Here is a 20,989-nt window from a genome sequence, read left to right on the forward strand (position 1 = left end):
GGAAACTATATAGTAGATATTGAGAAAATATTCTAAATTAACTAACAATTCATTTTTAAGTCAATCTTAAATTGAGTAGTTAGTCTGTCTAAATAATATGAATTATATTACAAGGTTAAAATATTAAGGGCACACGAAGGATGCCTAGGAAGTAAGAGCCGATGAAGGACGTGGTAAGCTGCGATAAGCTTGGTGGAGTTGCAATCGAACTGTGATGCCAAGATTTCCGAATGGAGAAATCTGCTAAGATGGAGTCTTAGCACGAAAGAGGGAACCGGGTGAACTGAAACATCTAAGTAACCCGAGGAAAAGAAAGTAAAAACGATCCCCTAAGTAGCGGCGAGCGAACGGGGGTGAGCCCAAACCGTAGATGTGCCAAGGATGCAGCCGTTGCATCTACGGGGTAGCGGGAAGATCGTCTGAAGAACTGCAAGGTATTCGACATATTGATACGCCGAACTGGAAAGGTCTGGAAAGGCCTGCCGTAGAGAGTGAAAGCCTCGTACAGGTAAACCGTATCAAATGTATGATCTCTCCCAAGTAGCACGGAACACGAGGAATTCTGTGTGAATCTGCGAGGACCATATCTCGTAAGGCTAAATACTCTTACTTACCGATAGCGCATAGTACCGTGAGGGAAAGGTGAAAAGAACCCCGGGAGGGGAGTGAAATAGAACCTGAAATCGTGTGCTTACAAGCGGTCAGAGCCCTTTGGGGTGATGGCGTGCCTTTTGGAGAATGATCCTGCGAGTTACGTTCAGTGGCAAGGTTAAGTTTAACGGAGCCGAAGGGAAACCGAGTCTGAATAGGGCGACATAGTCGCTGGGCGTAGACGCGAAACCTGGTGATCTAAGCCTGTCCAGGGTGAAGCTGTGGTAAGACACAGTGGAGGCCCGAACTCACCGCCGTTGAAAAGTTGGGAGATGAGGTAGGTTTAGGGGTGAAAAGCCAATCGAACCAGGAGATAGCTCGTTCTCTCCGAAATGCATTTAGGTGCAGCCTTGAGTGTTCAATTATGGGGGTAGAGCACTGAATGACCTAGGGGGCATACTGCTTACCGAAGTCAATCAAACTCCGAATACCATAATTCTAGAGCTCAGGAGTGAGACTATGGGAATTAACTTCCATGGTCAAAAGGGAAACAACCCAGACCACCAGCTAAGGTCCCTAATTATAACTAAGTGGGAAAGGAGGTGGAGATTCACAAACAACCAGGAGGTTGGCTTAGAAGCAGCCATACCTTTAAAGAGTGCGTAATAGCTCACTGGTCGAGAGTCTCTGCGCCGACAATGTAACGGGGGTAAGTTATAAACCGAAGCTGTGGAGTTGCGTAAGCGACTGGTAGGAGAGCGTTCTGTAGGCCGTTGAAGGAGAATCGACAAGAGACTCTGGAGGTATCAGAAGTGAGAATGCAGGAATAAGTAGCGAGAATGGGGGCGAGAATCCCCCACGCCGGAAGACCAAGGGTTCCAGGGTAAAGTTTGTCTCCCCTGGGTAAGCCGGGTCCTAAGCCGAGGCTAGATTGCGTAGGCGAATGGAAAACAGATTAATATTTCTGTGCCACTGATATCAAGTGATGGAGGGACGCAGGAGGTTATGCACGCTGGCGAACGGAAGTGCCAGTTCAAGCATGTAGCGTGGTCTAGTAGGAAAATCCGCTAGACTAAACGTGAGGTGTGATGAGGAGTCGTAAGATGGAAGGTGCAAATACCACACTGCCGAGAAAAGCTTCTAAGCGTTATAAAGATATTAGTGCCCGTACCCCAAACCGACACAGGTGGTCAGGATGAGAAATCTAAGGCGGACAGGCTAACTCTCGTTAAGGAACTCTGCAAAATAGCCCCGTAACTTCGGGAGAAGGGGTGCCTTTTATGGTGAGCGTACACGCGACGCAAAGCTATGAGAGGCCGCAGTGAAGAGTCTCAGGCGACTGTTTAACAAAAACACAGGTCTATGCTAAGCTGTAAGGCGACGTATATGGGCTGACACCTGCCCAGTGCCGGAAGGTTAAGAGGAGGAGTGAGAGCTCCGAATTGAAGCCCCGGTGAACGGCGGCCGTAACTATAACGGTCCTAAGGTAGCGAAATTCCTTGTCGGGTAAGTTCCGACCTGCACGAATGGTGTAACGATCTGAGAGCTGTCTTGACGGGAGGCCTGGTGAAATTGTATTACCGGTGAAGATACCGGTTACCTGCAGTAGGACGGAAAGACCCCATGGAGCTTTACTGTAGCTTGGTATTGGGTTTTGGCATCGTATGTATAGGATAGTTGGGAGACTAAGATGTGTGGTCGCTAGATTACGCGGAGTCACTGGTGGAATACCAACCATACTATGTCGGAATTCTAATTTGAGGTTTGTACCCTCGAAGACAGTGCTAGGTGGGCAGTTTGACTGGGGCGGTCGCCTCCGAAAGAGTAACGGAGGCGTTCAAAGGTTCTCTCAGGTTGGATGGAAATCAACCGTAGAGTGCAATGGCATAAGAGAGCTTAACTGCGAGACTGACGGGTCGAGCAGGTGCGAAAGCAGGACATAGTGATCCGGCGATTCCGAATGGAAGGGTCGTCGCTCAACGGATAAAAGCTACCCTGGGGATAACAGGCTGATTCTACCCGAGAGTCCATATCGACGGTAGAGTTTGGCACCTCGATGTCGGCTCATCGCATCCTGGGGCTGGAGAAGGTCCCAAGGGTTGGGCTGTTCGCCCATTAAAGCGGTACGTGAGCTGGGTTCAGAACGTCGTGAGACAGTTCGGTCCCTATCCACTGTAGGCGTTAGAGTATTGAGAAGATCTGTCTTAGTACGAGAGGACCGGGATGGACAAACCTCTGATGTACCAGTTGTCACGCCAGTGGCACAGCTGGGTAGTCACGTTTGGAACAGATAACCGCTGAAAGCATCTAAGCGGGAAACTGACTTCAAGATAAGTACTCTTTAAGATACCTTCGAGACTAGGAGGTTGATAGGTTGGGGGTGTAAGAGTTGTGAGACTTTTAGCTGACCAATACTAATATATCGAAGTTTTAACCTTAATATACTACTATATAGTTTCAAGTGTTCAAGAACACAAATAAATATTGATTGGCAACGATAGCTATGGAGGTACACCCAGTAACATTTCGAACCTGGAAGTTAAGCCCATAAACGCTGAAAGTACTTGGGGGGCAGCCCCCTGGGAGGATAGGAAGTTGCCAATCTTTTTTTATTTTTTGCAAAAAAAATACTTATAGAAGCATCTTTATTGCTACTATAAGTCCTAGAAAAACAATTGTGGTATTAAAAGTTTTTTTCTTTTTTTTAGAAAAATTTAAATTTAAATAAGTTGAATTTTTATTAAAATAAAAAAATAAAAAATATTTTTTTAGCAAACAAAGTCAATAAAAACAAAGTCTAATGATATAAATTACTATATATATTTTAAAAAAACAAAAAAAGTTTGTTGACAAAATTCATATGCTGTGGTATGATTATATATGTCAGTGGGGAACACCACAGACGAACGAAAACTAAAGGACATTAACAACCGAATAGAGAAAATAGTCAGAAGTTATGAAAATAACAAATGCCAGAAATGGCAAACCAATAAATGGTGTAAACGTAAGTCTTAGGACTTTAAATATATTTGAATGAAGAGTTTGATCCTGGCTCAGGATGAACGCTGACAGAATGCTTAACACATGCAAGTCGATTCGATTTACCTTCGGGTAATGAGGATGGCGGACGGGTGAGTAACGCGTAAGGAACTTGCCTCTTGGTCTGGGACAACTGTTGGAAACGACAGCTAATACCGGATATTATGAGATTCTCGCATGGGAAACTTATGAAAGCTATATGCGCCAAGAGAGAGCCTTGCGTTCCATTAGCTAGTTGGTGGGGTAATGGCCCACCAAGGCGACGATGGATAGCCGGCCTGAGAGGGTGAACGGCCACAAGGGGACTGAGACACGGCCCTTACTCCTACGGGAGGCAGCAGTGGGGAATATTGGACAATGGGCCACAAGCCTGATCCAGCAATTCTGTGTGCACGATGAAGGTCTTCGGATTGTAAAGTGCTTTCAGTTGGGAAGAAGAAAGTGACGGTACCAACAGAAGAAGCGACGGCTAAATACGTGCCAGCAGCCGCGGTAATACGTATGTCGCAAGCGTTATCCGGATTTATTGGGCGTAAAGCGCGTCTAGGCGGAAAAATAAGTCTGATGTTAAAATGCGGGGCTCAACTCCGTATTGCGTTGGAAACTGTTTTTCTAGAGTACTGGAGAGGTGGGCGGAACTACAAGTGTAGAGGTGAAATTCGTAGATATTTGTAGGAATGCCGATGGAGAAGTCAGCTCACTGGACAGATACTGACGCTGAAGCGCGAAAGCGTGGGGAGCAAACAGGATTAGATACCCTGGTAGTCCACGCCGTAAACGATGATCACTAGGTGTTGGGGGTCGAACCTCAGCGCCCAAGCTAACGCGATAAGTGATCCGCCTGGGGAGTACGCACGCAAGTGTGAAACTCAAAGGAATTGACGGGGACCCGCACAAGCGGTGGAGCATGTGGTTTAATTCGACGCAACGCGAGAAACCTTACCAGCGTTTGACATCCTAAGAAGTTTCCAGAGATGGATTCGTGCCGGCTTGCCGGAACTTAGTGACAGGTGGTGCATGGCTGTCGTCAGCTCGTGTCGTGAGATGTTGGGTTAAGTCCCGCAACGAGCGCAACCCCTATTGTATGTTGCTACCATTAAGTTGAGCACTCATGCGATACTGCCTGCGATGAGCAGGAGGAAGGTGGGGATGACGTCAAGTCATCATGCCCCTTATACGCTGGGCTACACACGTGCTACAATGGGCAGTACAGAGAGTTGCCAACCCGCGAGGGTGAGCTAATCTCTTAAAGCTGTTCTTAGTTCGGATTGTACTCTGCAACTCGAGTACATGAAGTTGGAATCGCTAGTAATCGCAAATCAGCATGTTGCGGTGAATACGTTCTCGGGTCTTGTACACACCGCCCGTCACACCACGAGAGTTGGTTGCACCTGAAGTAGCAGGCCTAACCGTAAGGAGGGATGTTCCTAAGGTGTGATTAGCGATTGGGGTGAAGTCGTAACAAGGTATCCGTACGGGAACGTGCGGATGGATCACCTCCTTTCTAAGGAGACTAACTTTTTCTCTATTCGATTGATAGTGTTCTTTACTATCAAACTTGGACATTGGAAACTATATAGTAGATATTGAGAAAATATTCTAAATTAACTAACAATTCATTTTTAAGTCAATCTTAAATTGAGTAGTTAGTCTGTCTAAATAATATGAATTATATTACAAGGTTAAAATATTAAGGGCACACGAAGGATGCCTAGGAAGTAAGAGCCGATGAAGGACGTGGTAAGCTGCGATAAGCTTGGTGGAGTTGCAATCGAACTGTGATGCCAAGATTTCCGAATGGAGAAATCTGCTAAGATGGAGTCTTAGCACGAAAGAGGGAACCGGGTGAACTGAAACATCTAAGTAACCCGAGGAAAAGAAAGTAAAAACGATCCCCTAAGTAGCGGCGAGCGAACGGGGGTGAGCCCAAACCGTAGATGTGCCAAGGATGCAGCCGTTGCATCTACGGGGTAGCGGGAAGATCGTCTGAAGAACTGCAAGGTATTCGACATATTGATACGCCGAACTGGAAAGGTCTGGAAAGGCCTGCCGTAGAGAGTGAAAGCCTCGTACAGGTAAACCGTATCAAATGTATGATCTCTCCCAAGTAGCACGGAACACGAGGAATTCTGTGTGAATCTGCGAGGACCATATCTCGTAAGGCTAAATACTCTTACTTACCGATAGCGCATAGTACCGTGAGGGAAAGGTGAAAAGAACCCCGGGAGGGGAGTGAAATAGAACCTGAAATCGTGTGCTTACAAGCGGTCAGAGCCCTTTGGGGTGATGGCGTGCCTTTTGGAGAATGATCCTGCGAGTTACGTTCAGTGGCAAGGTTAAGTTTAACGGAGCCGAAGGGAAACCGAGTCTGAATAGGGCGACATAGTCGCTGGGCGTAGACGCGAAACCTGGTGATCTAAGCCTGTCCAGGGTGAAGCTGTGGTAAGACACAGTGGAGGCCCGAACTCACCGCCGTTGAAAAGTTGGGAGATGAGGTAGGTTTAGGGGTGAAAAGCCAATCGAACCAGGAGATAGCTCGTTCTCTCCGAAATGCATTTAGGTGCAGCCTTGAGTGTTCAATTATGGGGGTAGAGCACTGAATGACCTAGGGGGCATACTGCTTACCGAAGTCAATCAAACTCCGAATACCATAATTCTAGAGCTCAGGAGTGAGACTATGGGAATTAACTTCCATGGTCAAAAGGGAAACAACCCAGACCACCAGCTAAGGTCCCTAATTATAACTAAGTGGGAAAGGAGGTGGAGATTCACAAACAACCAGGAGGTTGGCTTAGAAGCAGCCATACCTTTAAAGAGTGCGTAATAGCTCACTGGTCGAGAGTCTCTGCGCCGACAATGTAACGGGGCTAAGTTATAAACCGAAGCTGTGGAGTTGCGTAAGCGACTGGTAGGAGAGCGTTCTGTAGGCCGTTGAAGGAGAATCGACAAGAGACTCTGGAGGTATCAGAAGTGAGAATGCAGGAATAAGTAGCGAGAATGGGGCGGAGAATCCCCCACGCCGGAAGACCAAGGGTTCCAGGGTAAAGTTTGTCTCCCCTGGGTAAGCCGGGTCCTAAGCCGAGGCTAGATTGCGTAGGCGAATGGAAAACAGATTAATATTTCTGTGCCACTGATATCAAGTGATGGAGGGACGCAGGAGGTTATGCACGCTGGCGAACGGAAGTGCCAGTTCAAGCATGTAGCGTGGTCTAGTAGGAAAATCCGCTAGACTAAACGTGAGGTGTGATGAGGAGTCGTAAGATGGAAGGTGCAAATACCACACTGCCGAGAAAAGCTTCTAAGCGTTATAAAGATATTAGTGCCCGTACCCCAAACCGACACAGGTGGTCAGGATGAGAAATCTAAGGCGGACAGGCTAACTCTCGTTAAGGAACTCTGCAAAATAGCCCCGTAACTTCGGGAGAAGGGGTGCCTTTTATGGTGAGCGTACACGCGACGCAAAGCTATGAGAGGCCGCAGTGAAGAGTCTCAGGCGACTGTTTAACAAAAACACAGGTCTATGCTAAGCTGTAAGGCGACGTATATGGGCTGACACCTGCCCAGTGCCGGAAGGTTAAGAGGAGGAGTGAGAGCTCCGAATTGAAGCCCCGGTGAACGGCGGCCGTAACTATAACGGTCCTAAGGTAGCGAAATTCCTTGTCGGGTAAGTTCCGACCTGCACGAATGGTGTAACGATCTGAGAGCTGTCTTGACGGGAGGCCTGGTGAAATTGTATTACCGGTGAAGATACCGGTTACCTGCAGTAGGACGGAAAGACCCCATGGAGCTTTACTGTAGCTTGGTATTGGGTTTTGGCATCGTATGTATAGGATAGTTGGGAGACTAAGATGTGTGGTCGCTAGATTACGCGGAGTCACTGGTGGAATACCAACCATACTATGTCGGAATTCTAATTTGAGGTTTGTACCCTCGAAGACAGTGCTAGGTGGGCAGTTTGACTGGGGCGGTCGCCTCCGAAAGAGTAACGGAGGCGTTCAAAGGTTCTCTCAGGTTGGATGGAAATCAACCGTAGAGTGCAATGGCATAAGAGAGCTTAACTGCGAGACTGACGGGTCGAGCAGGTGCGAAAGCAGGACATAGTGATCCGGCGATTCCGAATGGAAGGGTCGTCGCTCAACGGATAAAAGCTACCCTGGGGATAACAGGCTGATTCTACCCGAGAGTCCATATCGACGGTAGAGTTTGGCACCTCGATGTCGGCTCATCGCATCCTGGGGCTGGAGAAGGTCCCAAGGGTTGGGCTGTTCGCCCATTAAAGCGGTACGTGAGCTGGGTTCAGAACGTCGTGAGACAGTTCGGTCCCTATCCACTGTAGGCGTTAGAGTATTGAGAAGATCTGTCCTTAGTACGAGAGGACCGGGATGGACAAACCTCTGATGTACCAGTTGTCACGCCAGTGGCACAGCTGGGTAGTCACGTTTGGAACAGATAACCGCTGAAAGCATCTAAGCGGGAAACTGACTTCAAGATAAGTACTCTTTAAGATACCTTCGAGACTAGGAGGTTGATAGGTTGGGGGTGTAAGAGTTGTGAGACTTTTAGCTGACCAATACTAATATATCGAAGTTTTAACCTTAATATACTACTATATAGTTTCAAGTGTTCAAGAACACAAATAAATATTGATTGGCAACGATAGCTATGGAGGTACACCCAGTAACATTTCGAACCTGGAAGTTAAGCCCATAAACGCTGAAAGTACTTGGGGGGCAGCCCCCTGGGAGGATAGGAAGTTGCCAATCTTTTTTTATTTTTTGTAAAAAAAATACTTATAGAAGCATCTTTATTGCTACTATAAGTCCTAGAAAAACAATTATGGTATTAAAAGTTTTTTGATTTATTATTTTTAAAAGTTTTTTGGCAAGAAAAACACCTAAAAAAATAGTTGGAATAGCAACGACTCCTCTAGATATTGTAAAGCTATTTATATTTTTAAAAATAAAGATATACATAAATAATTTTATTATATTAATAACAGTAAAAAAAATTGCTCGAGTTCCTATAAAATCTTCTTTATTTTGTTTATAACTAAGAAGATAAATATTGAAAATAGGACCTGAGACATTAGCTAAATAGGATGAAGCTCCACCAAAAATACCAAATACCCAAGATAGCTTAGTAAGTTTGTCTTCATATTTCTTTAAGAAAAATAGTATACTTGCTAAAATGATAATAATAGCAATAATTTTTCTAAATATATATTCAGATATATAAGTTGCAAAAATAGAAGCAATAATCATTCCGACAACTGAAAAGGGAATAAGTTTTAAAACAATTTTTTTATCATAGTTCTTTCGATATAAGTATGAAACATATAAGTCAGCTATTAAAAAAGGAATAAACATAATACCATTTCCTAATTTTGAACCATATATAGAGATTAAAATTGGGGAAAAAACAATAGCTGTAGACATCCCCATTAAGCTAAATCCCATTCCAATTCCAGCAGTTAACATAAGTAAAATCTCAAAAGTATCCATGCATCCTCCTAGACTGATATATGAATAAGTATAAAAATAAATATAATACCACCTAAAATTTTATGACTTTTTAAAACAGTCTTTTTATATTTTATGGGAACTTTTTTAACAATAAAAGGTAAAGTTCCAAGAATCCAAAATAGAGACAAAAGTAAAACTCCACTTAAACCAGTATATTTTTTTAAAACACTTGGATAAATTAAAGCCATAGAAAATCCATGTATAGTTCCTAAAACAATTGTTGTTATACCTAAAATTTTATGTAACTGAAGATGATTTAATTTTCCACTAAGAATTTTTTTTAAAAAATCTTTATATTTATAATTAATAATAAATACAGTTACTGTTAAAATAGCAGATATAAAAGCTAAAGATCCAATAAATTGAATGATATCTTTTAAATCCATACAAACTCCTCCTAATAATTTAATTGATATAAATATATTCTGAATAAACTAAAAAATCCTTTATAAGAGTGGTATAATATATAAAAAAGAAAGGAGTAATTATGAGAAAGGTTATATTTTTAGATAGAGATGGAACTATAAATATAGAAAAATCTTATCTTCATAAATGGGAAGATTTTGAATTTGAAAAAAATGCAATAGAAGGTTTAAAAAAGTTAAAAAAGTTAGGGTATGAATTTATTGTTGTAACTAACCAATCTGGAATAGGAAGAGGTTATTATACTGAAGATGATTTGATAGCTTTAAATAACGAAATGATGAAAAAATTAAAAGAATATGGAATTGAAATTTTAGAATGTTTTTATTGTCCACACCACAAAGAGAAAGGTATTGGAAAGTATAAAGTTGATTGTGATTGTAGAAAACCGAGTCCAGGAATGTTACTTGAAGGAATCAAGAAATACAATGTTGATATAAATAATTCATATATGATAGGGGATAAAAAGGGAGACTTAGAAGCAGGGGAAAAAGCTGGTTTAAAATCTATTTTAGTTTTAACTGGTTATGGAAAAAACACGGTAAAAGATATAGAAGATAATTACTTAATAGCTAATGATCTATTAGATGTTACCAATTTAGTAAAATAAAAAAACTGGATTTTTTCCAGTTTTTTTATATAAAAATTTTAATTAAAGTAACTGCTATTACAATTTGACCTAATCCAACTAATAAACCATATAAAGAAGCCTTAGGCCCTTGTTTAACTAGTTCACTAATATTTACTCTCATACCAATACCTGCTAATGCAACAATCTCAAATTTAGAAGAAATCATTTTGAAAGTTTTAGAAACTTCGGCAGGAATTAATCCAAAGCTAAAAAGAATACAAAGAACAAAGAACCCAATAATATACCAAGGAACAGAGATATTACTTTTTTTCTTACTATATGCTTCCTCTTCTAAAGCAAATTCTGTGTCCATTTCTAATTCTTTATTATTAAATTCTCTAGAAAGCCATAAAACAACAATAACTAAAAATACAATTCTCACAATTTTAAAAATTGTGGCCATTTCAAGAACTTGATGATTTACCATACTTCCAGCTGCAATAACTTGTCCAACTGATTGAAGAATACCTCCAATAAGAGCAGAAGTCTCTATGGTATCAAAATTATATAAAAAACCTGCAATAGGTATTAAAGCAAACATAAGTAAAGTACCAGTTAAGTTTACAATTGTAATAGAAATTCCTTTATCATTATCTTCAGCATTTATAACAGGAGAACTAGCACCTATAGCAGAAGATCCACAAACGGCATTTCCACTAGCCATAAGAGCTCTAAAGTGTTTAGAAAAACCGAGTTTTTTACCAATAAACATAGTTAATGCAATTGTTAAAGCCATTTGTAAAAGAATAAAGGCAATACCAGAAAAGCCAAGTTGTAAAATAGTATTTATACTAAGAGTACCACCTAATAAAACAATTGAATATGATAATAAATCACTTTCTGAAAATTTTGAGCCTGAGGCAAAAATATTTGATTTAGCAAAAGTGTTTCCAGCTATTAAGCCTAAGAAAATAGCAAGGGGAGCTCCTCCAATACTCGGGACAAATTTCCCAAGAAAAACTCCAAGCTGTGCAATCAGAATACAGATAAGTAGCCCAGGAATTATTTTCTTAGTAGTATTAAATATAGTCAAAATAAAAAACCTCCTAAAATATATTGTTAAATTATTTACAATATAACATATTTTTGTATGAATTAACAGCTTTTTTTGAATCATGGGTCAAATATTTCGGATGTGCTCTACAAATTGACTAATAAATCTAATTATGGTAATATATTGAGTAACAAATAAGCACAAAAAAGCTAGGAAGGACGTAAGGATGTTTGGAGATTTATTAAAGAAGATTTTCGGTACAAGAAATGACAGAGAGGTCAAGAGAATTAAAAAATTAGTAGCAATGATAAACTCATTAGAACCTGAAATAGAAAAGCTTTCAGATGATGAGTTAAAGGGGAAAACTTACGAATTTAGAGAAAGATTAGAAAAGGGAGAAACATTAGACGATGTTCTAGTTGAAGCTTTCGCAGTTGTGAGAGAAGCATCAAAAAGAGTACATGGAATGAGACATTATGATGTGCAATTAATTGGTGGAATTGTACTTCATGAAGGAAAAATAACAGAGATGAAAACAGGAGAAGGTAAAACATTAGTTGCAACAGCTCCAGTTTATCTAAATGCTTTAAGTGGAAAAGGTGTTCACGTAATAACTGTTAATGATTATCTTGCACAAAGAGATAGAGAGTTAATGGGAAGAGTTTATGAGTTCTTAGGACTAACTTCAGGAGTAATTGTAAATGGAATGGAGAATAGTGCAAGAAAGGCTGCATATGAAGCAGACATAACTTATGGTACAAACTCTGAGTTTGGATTTGATTATTTAAGAGATAACATGGTTAACAAGGTTGAAGATAAGGTTCAAAGACCATTAAATTTCTGTATAGTAGATGAGGTGGACTCAATACTAATAGATGAGGCGAGAACGCCATTAATCATATCAGGAGCAGCTTCAGAGACGACTAAATGGTACTCTATTTTCTGTCAGGTGGCTTTTAGATTAGATAGAAGTTTCGAAACAGAAAAAATAAAAGATGCAAAAACAAAAAAAGAGATGAATATTCCTGACGAGCAATGGGGAGACTATGAAGTAGATGAAAAAGCTAGAAACATAGTTTTAACAGATAAAGGAATTAAAAAAGTAGAGCAATTATTAAATATAGACAATTTATACTCACCAGAGCACGTTGAGTTAACTCACTACTTAAATCAAGCTTTAAAAGCAAAGGAACTATTTATAAAAGATAGAGACTATTTAATTAGAGAGGGAGAAGTAGTTATAATAGATGAGTTCACAGGTAGAGCAATGGAAGGTAGAAGATACTCTGATGGATTACATCAAGCTATAGAGGCAAAAGAAGGAGTAAACGTTGCGGGAGAGAATCAAACTCTAGCTTCAATAACACTTCAAAACTACTTTAGAATGTATGAAAAGCTAGCTGGTATGACAGGAACTGCAGAAACAGAAGCTGCAGAATTTATGCATACATATGGTTTAGAAGTAATAGTAATACCAACAAATAAACCAGTTCAAAGAGTTGACTTCCCAGATTTAGTTTATAAAACTAAAAAAGAGAAAACAGATGCAATTATAAAAAGAATAGAAGAGCTTTATGCAAAAGGTCAACCAGTTTTAGTTGGTACTGTATCAATAAAAAGTTCAGAGGAGCTTTCAGAGTTATTAAAAGAAAAAGGTATACCTCATAATGTTCTTAATGCTAAGTTACACGCTAAAGAAGCTGAAATAGTAGCTCAGGCAGGAAGATATAAAGCAGTAACAATAGCTACTAACATGGCAGGTAGAGGAACTGACATTATGTTAGGAGGAAATCCAGAGTTTAGAGCAATAGCAGAAATAGGAAGTAGAGATGCAGGAAACTACCCTGTAATTTTAGATAAATACAAAATTGAATGTGAAGAAGAAAAGCAAAAGGTAATTGCAGCTGGTGGATTATTTATTTTAGGTACAGAAAGACATGAATCTAGAAGAATAGATAACCAATTAAGAGGTAGAGCAGGAAGACAGGGAGATCCAGGAGCATCAGAGTTTTACTTATGTTTAGAAGATGACTTAATGAGATTGTTTGGATCAGAAAGAATTCAAGGTGTTATGGAGAAATTAGGATTACCTGAAGGGGAATCTATTCAACATAGAATGATAAATAAAGCTATTGAAAATGCTCAAAAGAAAGTTGAATCAAGAAACTTTGGAATTAGAAAAAATCTTCTTGAATTTGATGATGTAATGAATAAACAAAGAGAAGCTATCTATGCAAGTAGAAATGAGGCTTTAGAAAAAGATGATTTAAAAGAGACAATTTTAGGAATGTTAAAATCAAGTATCTCTGACATAGTTGTAGAGAGATTTGTTGGAGAATTTAAAGATGAGTGGGATATAGTTGGAGTTAAAGATATGCTTCTTGAAAAATATGGTTATGAAATAACAGATATGCAAGAGTATAAGGCTTTAACTGTTGAAGAATATGTTGATAAAATATATAAAGACATAGAAGCAGAGTATGAAAGAAAAGAGGAAGAGGTATCTTCTGAAATTATGAGAAAAGTAGAAAAATATGTTCTATTTGAAGTGGTAGATGCAAGATGGAGAGAGCACTTAAAAGCATTAGATGCTTTAAGAGAGGGAATTTATTTAAGATCTTACGGGCAGAAAGATCCTCTTGTAGAATACAAAATAATATCTGGAGATATGTATTCAAGAATGCTATCAACAATAAAGACAGAGGCAACATCTTATATGTTTAAAGTTGTTGTTAAAAATCCAGAAGAAGTGGTAGAACCAGGAGTAGAAGAGGAGCTTGATTTTGATTCAGCTTGTAAGTGTGGAAGTGGAAAAATATACGGAAAATGTTGTGGAAGAGTGTAGGGAGGAAAAATGAAAAAAACTATAGTTTTAGTTGCAATGCTAGCTGCATTAACAGCATGTAGCTCACTAAATAAAAACAATGTTAATTTACAAGAAAAGTATAAAGTTGATACAGTAGCGATGAAAAATTGGGAAGAAACTTTTAGTACTGTTATAATTGGAGAATCAGAGCTTGAAGATTGGTATGGAGCAGAGGAGCCAATTGGGTTCTTAGCTAGAAATCAAAAACTAGATCAAAAACAAGTAAAGTTTTTAGATTCATTAAAAACAAAAAATGAAATTACAGAGGCTGATCAAGAGCAGTTTAATTCAATTTTAGAAAAAACTGTAAAAAAACTTCCAAGAGAGTACTATTTAAAAGATGAGAATTTTAAAGATCCAGCTGGTTTAGCAAAATATATGGTAACTCAATCATATGTAAGAATGGCTAATCCATCAAATCATATAGCTAATGAAGTAGCTACAAAAGAGGAATGGGCTGAAATAGTTGAGTTCTCTAAAAAGAGTGACTTATCAGAAAAAGAGATTAAAAGATTTAGAAAACTTTTAAATAAGTTTATAAAAAGAGGAGAGTTCTTTGATTCAAAAGCATGGTATTTTGTAGAAGTTTCTCCAAGAGTTGTACAAGTAAATGATATTTATAAGAAAACAGAAAAAACTAAATTAGAGAAGAACAATATAAATGCAAAGGCTTTATACCTTGCTTATTCAGAGTATTTTTCAAAATTAGAAAAGTGGGATGACTAAAAAACTGTGGCGCCTTTAGAAATAAAGGTGCCATTTTTACTTAAGGGAGGAGTCTTATGAAGGATTTAAGTGAAAGGTATGATTTACATACTCATACAACATATTCAGATGGAACATTTACAGTGGAAGAACTTTTAAAAAGAGCGAAGTATATAGGACTAAAAGGTATAGCAATAACAGACCATGATACAATGGAAGGTATTTCTGAAGGGAAGGCAATGGCTTATGAATTGGGATTGGAATTTATACCAGGAATAGAGTTTTCATGTTCTTATGAAGGGTATGAAATTCATATTTTAGGATATTTTTTAAATGAAAAATCACCAAAATTAACGTCAAAGCTAGTAGAGTTAAAACAAGCTAGAAAAGAAAGAAATGAGAAAATTGTTAAAAAATTAAATAATTTAGGACTAAAAATAACAATGGAAGAGATAGAAAAAGAAGCTACAGGAGCTATTGTTAGTAGAGCACATATTTGTAATGTTATGATGAATAAAGGGTTTGTTTACTCAAAAGGAGAAGCTTTTAAACAATACCTGGGAAGAAATGGTGTAGCGTATGTAGAGAAAGGAAGCTCAGATCCGATTGAGATTATTAAACTTATAAAAGAGTGTGAAGGTGTTTCAGCTTTAGCTCATCCGAGTTTAGTTTCTAACTCTAGAGAGAAAACGGAAAAAATATTAGATATTCTAATAGAAGCTGGATTAAATGGATTAGAAGTAGAGTATAGCTCATATACATCTAAAGAGGTTAAGTACTACAGAAAGCTAGCTACAGAAAAAGGGTTATTAAAAGTTGGTGGCTCTGATTTTCATGGTGGAAATAGAGTAGGTGTTGATATAGCTCATGCTTCTATTTCTGAAGAAGATATAAAAAAATTATTAGAAAGATAAAGCAAGGAGGAAAAAAATGATTATAGTAACAGGAGCAGCTGGATTTATAGGAAGCGCTTATATTTGGAAATTAAATGAAATGGGAATAAATGATATATTGGCTGTGGATAAATTAAGAACAGAGGAAAAATGGCTAAATTTAAGAAAGAGAGATTATGCTGATTGGTGTGACAGAGATGAGCTTTTTGCTTGGCTTGAAAATGAAGAGAATGCTAGTAAAGTAACGGCAGTATTACATATGGGAGCTATTTCTGCTACAACAGAGAAAGATGGAGATCTTTTAATGAAGAATAACTACGAATATTCAAAAAAGTTATGGGATTTCTGTGCTGATAGAAATATTGTGTATGTATATGCATCTTCAGCAGCAACTTATGGTGGAGGAGAGCAAGGATATAGTGATGAAGGAACTCCAGAAGAATTAAAAAAATTAATGCCTTTAAATAAATATGGATATTCTAAGAAGTTTTTTGATGATTGGGCATTTAAGCAAGAAAAGACACCTAAGCAATGGATAGGAGCTAAATTTTTCAATGTTTATGGACCTCAAGAATACCATAAAGGAAGAATGGCTTCAATGGTTTTCCATACATTCAATCAATTTAATGAAAATGGAGGAGTAAAACTATTTAAATCTCATAAAGAGGGATATAAAGATGGTGAGCAACTAAGAGATTTTATCTATATAAAAGATGTTGTAGATATGTTGTATTTCTGTATGTTTAGTGAAGTTCCATCAGGTGTTTATAATATAGGAACTGGTGAGGCAAGAAGCTTCCACGATCTTTCAATGGAAACTATGAAAAATGCTAGTGGAAATTTTGAATTAAAAACAGAAGAAGTAATAGAGTTTGTTCCAATGCCAGAGGATTTAAGAGGAAGATATCAATATTTTACTCAAGCTTCTATGAGAAAATTAAAAGAAGCAGGATATACAAAAGAGTTTTGCTCTTTAGAAGATGGTGTAGCAGATTATGTTAAATATCTTAAAAAAGAGGATAGCTACTTATAGGAGGAGATGAAATGAACCCATTTTTACTAGTTATTATACTGGGAATTGTAGAAGGGATGACAGAGTTTGTTCCTGTAAGTAGTACGGGGCACATGATATTAGTGGAGAGATTTATAAACTCTCCACTGGTGTCGAAAAGTTTTATGGATAATTTTTTAGTTATTATACAATTTGGAGCTATTTTATCAGTTGTAGCTTACTTTTGGAAAGATTTAACTCCTTTTGTAAAATCTAAAGAGGAGTTTAAAGAAAAATTTTCTTTATGGACAAAAATAATTGTGGGAGTTTTACCTGCAGGAGTTATAGGATTATTAGCAGATGATTATATATCTGAATTTTTTATGGACAACACAACAGTAGTTGCAAGTATGCTTATACTTTATGGTATTATTTTTATTTTAGTTGAAAGAAAAAACCTAAAGGGTAAAGTAAGTTCAATAAAGCAGATGTCATATAAATTGGCTTTTACAATTGGATTTTTCCAATGTTTAGCTATGATTCCAGGAACATCGCGTTCAGGGGCAACAATAGTAGGAGCTCTACTTTTAGGAGTTTCAAGAGCAGCAGCAGCAGAATATTCATTTTTCTTAGCTATTCCTACAATGGCTGGAGCAACTCTATTAAAGCTTGTGAAAAATGGACTTAATTTCACAACTTTAGAGTGGCAGTTATTAATAGTGGGATCAGTAGTATCATTTGTTGTAGCATATGTTGTTATTAATTGGTTTATGGGATATATAAAAAAGAGAACTTTTGTGGCTTTTGGAGTATATAGAATCATAATTGGAATTTTAGTTTTATTATTAATGAAATAGGAAGTGGTGTATTTAAGTGTCAATAGTTACTAACTTTCCTCTAAGTGAAAAAAGTTTAGAGGAGTTTGTAAGAATCATGTTGCCTAAAGAAGTAGGTAAAGATATAAAAGGTGAAGTAAGTTATAAAGATGATAAGATAATTGTAAAAGCTCAAATAGATGGAAAAGAAGCTGTAATGGAAGAGGAAAACTTTGAACATATAATAGAAGACCAAAATCTGATTATGTTAAAAGGAGGATTGTTAAAAGCTCTTAATAAAAATTATCCGTGGGGAAGTTTAATAGGAGTACGTCCTACAAAAATGACAAGAAGGCTTATGCAAATGGGATTTTCAAAGGAAAGAGTTAGAAATCTTTTAAATAATATGTATCTTGCTAATTTTGATAAGATAGATCTTTTGATGAGAGTGATTGAAACAGAGGAAAGATTATTAAATAAAGATGCAATGAATATGTATATAGGAATTCCTTTTTGTCCATCAAAATGTAGATACTGCTCTTTTGCATCTTATGAAATAAATAGCAGTTTAGGGCGTTTTTATCCAAAATTTGTAGAGACGCTTTTAGAAGAGATTGAGCTTGTAGGAGAACTTTCAAAAAATAAAGGTTATAAATACGAATCATTGTATATAGGTGGTGGTACACCAAGTATTTTAACAGAAGAGGATACTGAAAGAGTTTTAAAAGCAGTACATACCTATATAGATCTTTCAAATTTAAAAGAATTTACTTTTGAAGCTGGAAGAGAGGATGCTATAACTAAAAGAAAATTAGAGATTCTTAAAGAGTATGGAGTAGATAGAGTAAGTTTAAATCCACAAACATTTAAAGAGCAAACTTTAAAAGATTTAAATAGAACTTTTAATAGAGAACATTTTGATGAAGTATATAGAGACATAAAAGAGATTGGATTTATTTTGAATATGGATTTAATATTAGGTTTGCCTGGTGAAAGTGTTGAAGATATATTAAATACTTTAAATGAGATTGAGAAATATGATATAGAAAATCTAACAGTTCATGCCTTAGCTAAGAAGAAGGGATCACCTTTATATCATGAAGATTTTGAGGAGTCTGAAGTTGAAAGAAAATTAGTTGAAAACGCAATAGGTGAGCTTGTAAAAAGAAAAGGAATGGAACCTTATTATATGTATCGTCAAAAAAATAGTTTAGATTGGGGAGAGAACGTAGGATATTCTATTCCTGGAGCTGAATCTAGATTTAATATAGAGATGATAGAAGAAAACCAACAAACTATGGGACTTGGTGGCGGAGCAATAAGTAAAGCCATCCGTAAAGAAACAGAATATATTGATCAAATAGAAAGATTAGTTAATCCTAAAGATCCTGCACTGTATATAGCAGAGATGAAAATGAGACATGCTAAGAAAATAGAACTTTTTTCTAAGGAGAGATAATATATGAAAAAGTTAATTATTTCAAGTTTAATTTTATTAATATCAACTTTTTCTTATGGAGCAATTGACAGTAAATTTAAAGTTATTGAAAGTAAAAATACTTTAGAAGCTCAAAATTTACTTTTAGATATTAATAAAGCAAGTAAAAGTGATATGTTAAAAAGTGGGATATCTCAAAGTTATGTAGATAAAATAATTGAATATAGAGATATAACTGGTGGATATAAAAAATTAAATGAAATGACTAGAATATCTGGAATTGGAAAAAAAACTTATGAAAAATTAAAAGTAAAGTTTAAGGAGCCACAAAGTGTTAAGTTAAATAGATTTAATATTAATAAAGTGGATGATAAAACTTTAATATATTATGGTTTTACTAAAAAAGAGATACAAAATATTAGAAAATACCACGAAAAAAGTATTATAAGAAATAATTTAGAATTAAAAAATATTATTTCTACTAAAAAATATGAAGAATTAAAAGATTATATTGAATATTAGAGGTGAAAAAAATGAGTAGATTAATTAGAGGAGTAAGTAAAAATGCAAGATTTGTTCTTGTAGATGCAAAAGATATTGTACAGGAAGCATTAAATATTCATAAGTGTAGTCCAACTGCTATATCAGCTTTTGGAAGACTTCTTTCAGCAGGAGTTATGATGGGAGCAACCCTAAAAGGAAATGATATATTAACACTTAGAACAGTTACAGATGGACCGTTATCAAGTATGGTAGTGACAGTTGATAAGGATGGTGTAAAAGGTTATGTTTCAAATCCAGAAGCAGATTTACCAGCAAAGGAAAATGGACAGCCAGATGTACAAGCTTTAGTAGGAAGAGGAACTTTAAATGTCATTAAAGATTTAGGGTTAAAGGATCCTTATGTTGGAGTATCAACAATAGAAAGTGGAGAGATTGCATATGATATAGCATATTATTATGTAACTTCAGAACAAACACCTACAGTAATTGCTTTAGGTGTAGATTTAGAAAATGAAACAACAGTTAGATCAGCTGGTGGGTATATGATTCAGCTTTTACCAGATGCAGAAGAAGATTTTATAGTTGAGTTAGAGAAAAAAATAGGGGCTATAAGAAGTGTAACAGAGCTATTTAAAGGTGGAATGGATTTAGAAAGAATTTTACACCTTTTATATGAAGATATGAATGATGAAACTCATGAAAAATTAATAGAATCATATGAAATTTTAGATTCGAAAGAGATAAAATATAATTGTAATTGTGATAAAGAGAAGTTCTATAAAGGAATTATCACTTTAGGAAAAGAGCAGTTAGAAGAGATATTAGCTGAAAGAGGAGAGGTTGAAGCTGAGTGTCATTTCTGTGGAAAGAGATACTCATTTAAAAGAGAGGATTTAGGTGAGATATTGTGATTAAATTAATAGGGGTATTAATAATTCTAATTGGATTTATAATCAAATTAGATACTATAGCTGTTGTTTTAATAGCTGGAATAGCAACAGGGCTTGTTGCAGGAATTGATTTTGTCGAGGTTTTAAATATTTTAGGAACAGCTTTTGTTCAAACTAGATATATGACACTTTTATTATTAACGCTTTCTGTAGTTGGAATACTAGAGAGAAATGGTTTAAGAGAGAGAGCATCAATTTGTATATCAAAGTTAAAGGGTGCAACAGCTGGTAAAGTATTATCAATATACGTAACAGTAAGAATGTTAGCTGCGGTTTTATCGATGAGACTAGGTGGACATGTTCAATTTATAAGACCATTAATTTATCCTATGGCAAAAGGTGCTATTGAAAAAGATGGGAAAGTTTCAGAAGAGTTAGATGAAGATTTAAAAGGAATTACAAATGCATCTGAAAACTATGCTAACTTTTTTGGACAAAATGTTTTCGTAGCTTCTTCTGGAGTTCTTTTAATAGTTGGAACTTTACAAGAGTTAGGTGTAAAGGTAGAGGCTTATGATGTAGCTAAAGCTTCTATTCCTGTAGCACTAATAACTTTAGTATTGGCTTATTTCCAATATTATCGTCTAGATAGAAAAATTAAAAAGTTAAGGACAAAGTAGGAGGCAA

13 protein-coding genes and 5 rRNA genes are annotated in these 20,989 nt (G+C 36.9%); 15 read left to right on the top strand and 3 right to left on the bottom strand.

Features of this window, described 5'->3' with window-relative positions:
- Positions 1-113 precede the first annotated feature (113 nt).
- The 5 genes from NON08_RS05510 to rrf (NON08_RS05530) all read left to right on the top strand — a co-directional run bounded on the left by NON08_RS05510 (position 114) and on the right by rrf (NON08_RS05530) (position 8,393).
- Positions 114-3,029 (top strand): 23S ribosomal RNA (locus NON08_RS05510).
- Positions 3,030-3,078: 49 nt separating this feature from the next.
- Positions 3,079-3,195, top strand: a 5S ribosomal RNA gene (gene rrf, locus NON08_RS05515).
- Between the two features lie 426 nt (positions 3,196-3,621).
- A 16S ribosomal RNA gene (locus NON08_RS05520) occupies positions 3,622-5,134 on the top strand.
- A gap of 176 nt (positions 5,135-5,310) precedes the next feature.
- Positions 5,311-8,227 (top strand): 23S ribosomal RNA (locus tag NON08_RS05525).
- 49 nt (positions 8,228-8,276) lie between these two features.
- Positions 8,277-8,393 (top strand): 5S ribosomal RNA (gene rrf, locus NON08_RS05530).
- The 16S, 23S and 5S rRNA genes sit together here, the layout of an rRNA operon.
- Positions 8,394-8,420: 27 nt before the next feature.
- Here rrf (NON08_RS05530) and NON08_RS05535 read toward each other — a convergent pair.
- Complete coding sequence (locus tag NON08_RS05535) at positions 8,421-9,131, bottom strand: sulfite exporter TauE/SafE family protein (protein WP_256690427.1); 711 nt, start codon at positions 9,129-9,131, stop codon at positions 8,421-8,423.
- 8 nt (positions 9,132-9,139) lie between these two features.
- Positions 9,140-9,538 (bottom strand): hypothetical protein, encoded by a 399-nt coding sequence (locus tag NON08_RS05540; RefSeq protein WP_256690428.1) that lies wholly within the window; start codon positions 9,536-9,538, stop codon positions 9,140-9,142.
- Positions 9,539-9,639: 101 nt separating this feature from the next.
- Between NON08_RS05540 and gmhB the strand changes: the two genes are divergently transcribed.
- A complete protein-coding gene (gmhB, locus tag NON08_RS05545) occupies positions 9,640-10,185 on the top strand; it encodes a D-glycero-beta-D-manno-heptose 1,7-bisphosphate 7-phosphatase (RefSeq protein WP_256690429.1) in 546 nt (181 codons plus the stop codon).
- A gap of 25 nt (positions 10,186-10,210) precedes the next feature.
- Here gmhB and NON08_RS05550 read toward each other — a convergent pair whose 3' ends face one another.
- Positions 10,211-11,239 carry a YeiH family protein gene (locus NON08_RS05550; protein WP_256690430.1) on the bottom strand — a complete coding sequence of 343 codons (1,029 nt, stop codon included), beginning with the start codon at positions 11,237-11,239 and terminating at the stop codon, positions 10,211-10,213.
- A gap of 187 nt (positions 11,240-11,426) precedes the next feature.
- On the opposite strand from NON08_RS05550, the gene secA reads away from it, so the two are divergent.
- Genes secA through NON08_RS05595 form a run of 9 tightly spaced genes read left to right on the top strand, consistent with a single transcriptional unit; the run spans position 11,427 to position 20,982 of the window.
- Positions 11,427-14,045, top strand: a complete 2,619-nt coding sequence (gene secA, locus NON08_RS05555) for a preprotein translocase subunit SecA (protein ID WP_256690431.1) — start codon at positions 11,427-11,429, stop codon at positions 14,043-14,045.
- A gap of 9 nt (positions 14,046-14,054) precedes the next feature.
- Positions 14,055-14,792 (top strand): hypothetical protein, encoded by a 738-nt coding sequence (locus NON08_RS05560; RefSeq protein WP_256690432.1) that lies wholly within the window; start codon positions 14,055-14,057, stop codon positions 14,790-14,792.
- Positions 14,793-14,848: 56 nt separating this feature from the next.
- Positions 14,849-15,685, top strand: coding sequence for a PHP domain-containing protein (locus NON08_RS05565; RefSeq protein ID WP_256690433.1), 837 nt, complete (start codon positions 14,849-14,851; stop codon positions 15,683-15,685).
- A gap of 16 nt (positions 15,686-15,701) precedes the next feature.
- Positions 15,702-16,697: an ADP-glyceromanno-heptose 6-epimerase gene (gene rfaD, locus NON08_RS05570; RefSeq protein WP_256690434.1), complete on the top strand. Its 996-nt coding sequence runs from the start codon at positions 15,702-15,704 to the stop codon at positions 16,695-16,697.
- A gap of 11 nt (positions 16,698-16,708) precedes the next feature.
- Positions 16,709-17,512, top strand: a complete 804-nt coding sequence (locus NON08_RS05575; RefSeq protein WP_256690435.1) for an undecaprenyl-diphosphate phosphatase — start codon at positions 16,709-16,711, stop codon at positions 17,510-17,512.
- 16 nt (positions 17,513-17,528) lie between these two features.
- A complete protein-coding gene (locus NON08_RS05580) occupies positions 17,529-18,929 on the top strand; it encodes a coproporphyrinogen III oxidase (RefSeq protein ID WP_256690437.1) in 1,401 nt (466 codons plus the stop codon).
- 3 nt (positions 18,930-18,932) lie between these two features.
- Positions 18,933-19,430 carry a helix-hairpin-helix domain-containing protein gene (locus NON08_RS05585; protein ID WP_256690438.1) on the top strand — a complete coding sequence of 166 codons (498 nt, stop codon included), beginning with the start codon at positions 18,933-18,935 and terminating at the stop codon, positions 19,428-19,430.
- Between the two features lie 11 nt (positions 19,431-19,441).
- Positions 19,442-20,323, top strand: a complete 882-nt coding sequence (gene hslO, locus NON08_RS05590; protein WP_256690439.1) for an Hsp33 family molecular chaperone HslO — start codon at positions 19,442-19,444, stop codon at positions 20,321-20,323.
- A complete protein-coding gene (locus NON08_RS05595) occupies positions 20,320-20,982 on the top strand; it encodes a DUF969 domain-containing protein (RefSeq protein ID WP_256690440.1) in 663 nt (220 codons plus the stop codon). Before hslO ends, NON08_RS05595 begins: the two co-directional genes overlap by 4 nt.
- The last annotated feature ends 7 nt before the right edge of the window (positions 20,983-20,989 follow it).

This window comes from Cetobacterium sp. NK01 (assembly GCF_024506395.1).
GTDB classification, from domain to species: domain Bacteria; phylum Fusobacteriota; class Fusobacteriia; order Fusobacteriales; family Fusobacteriaceae; genus Cetobacterium_A; species Cetobacterium_A somerae_A.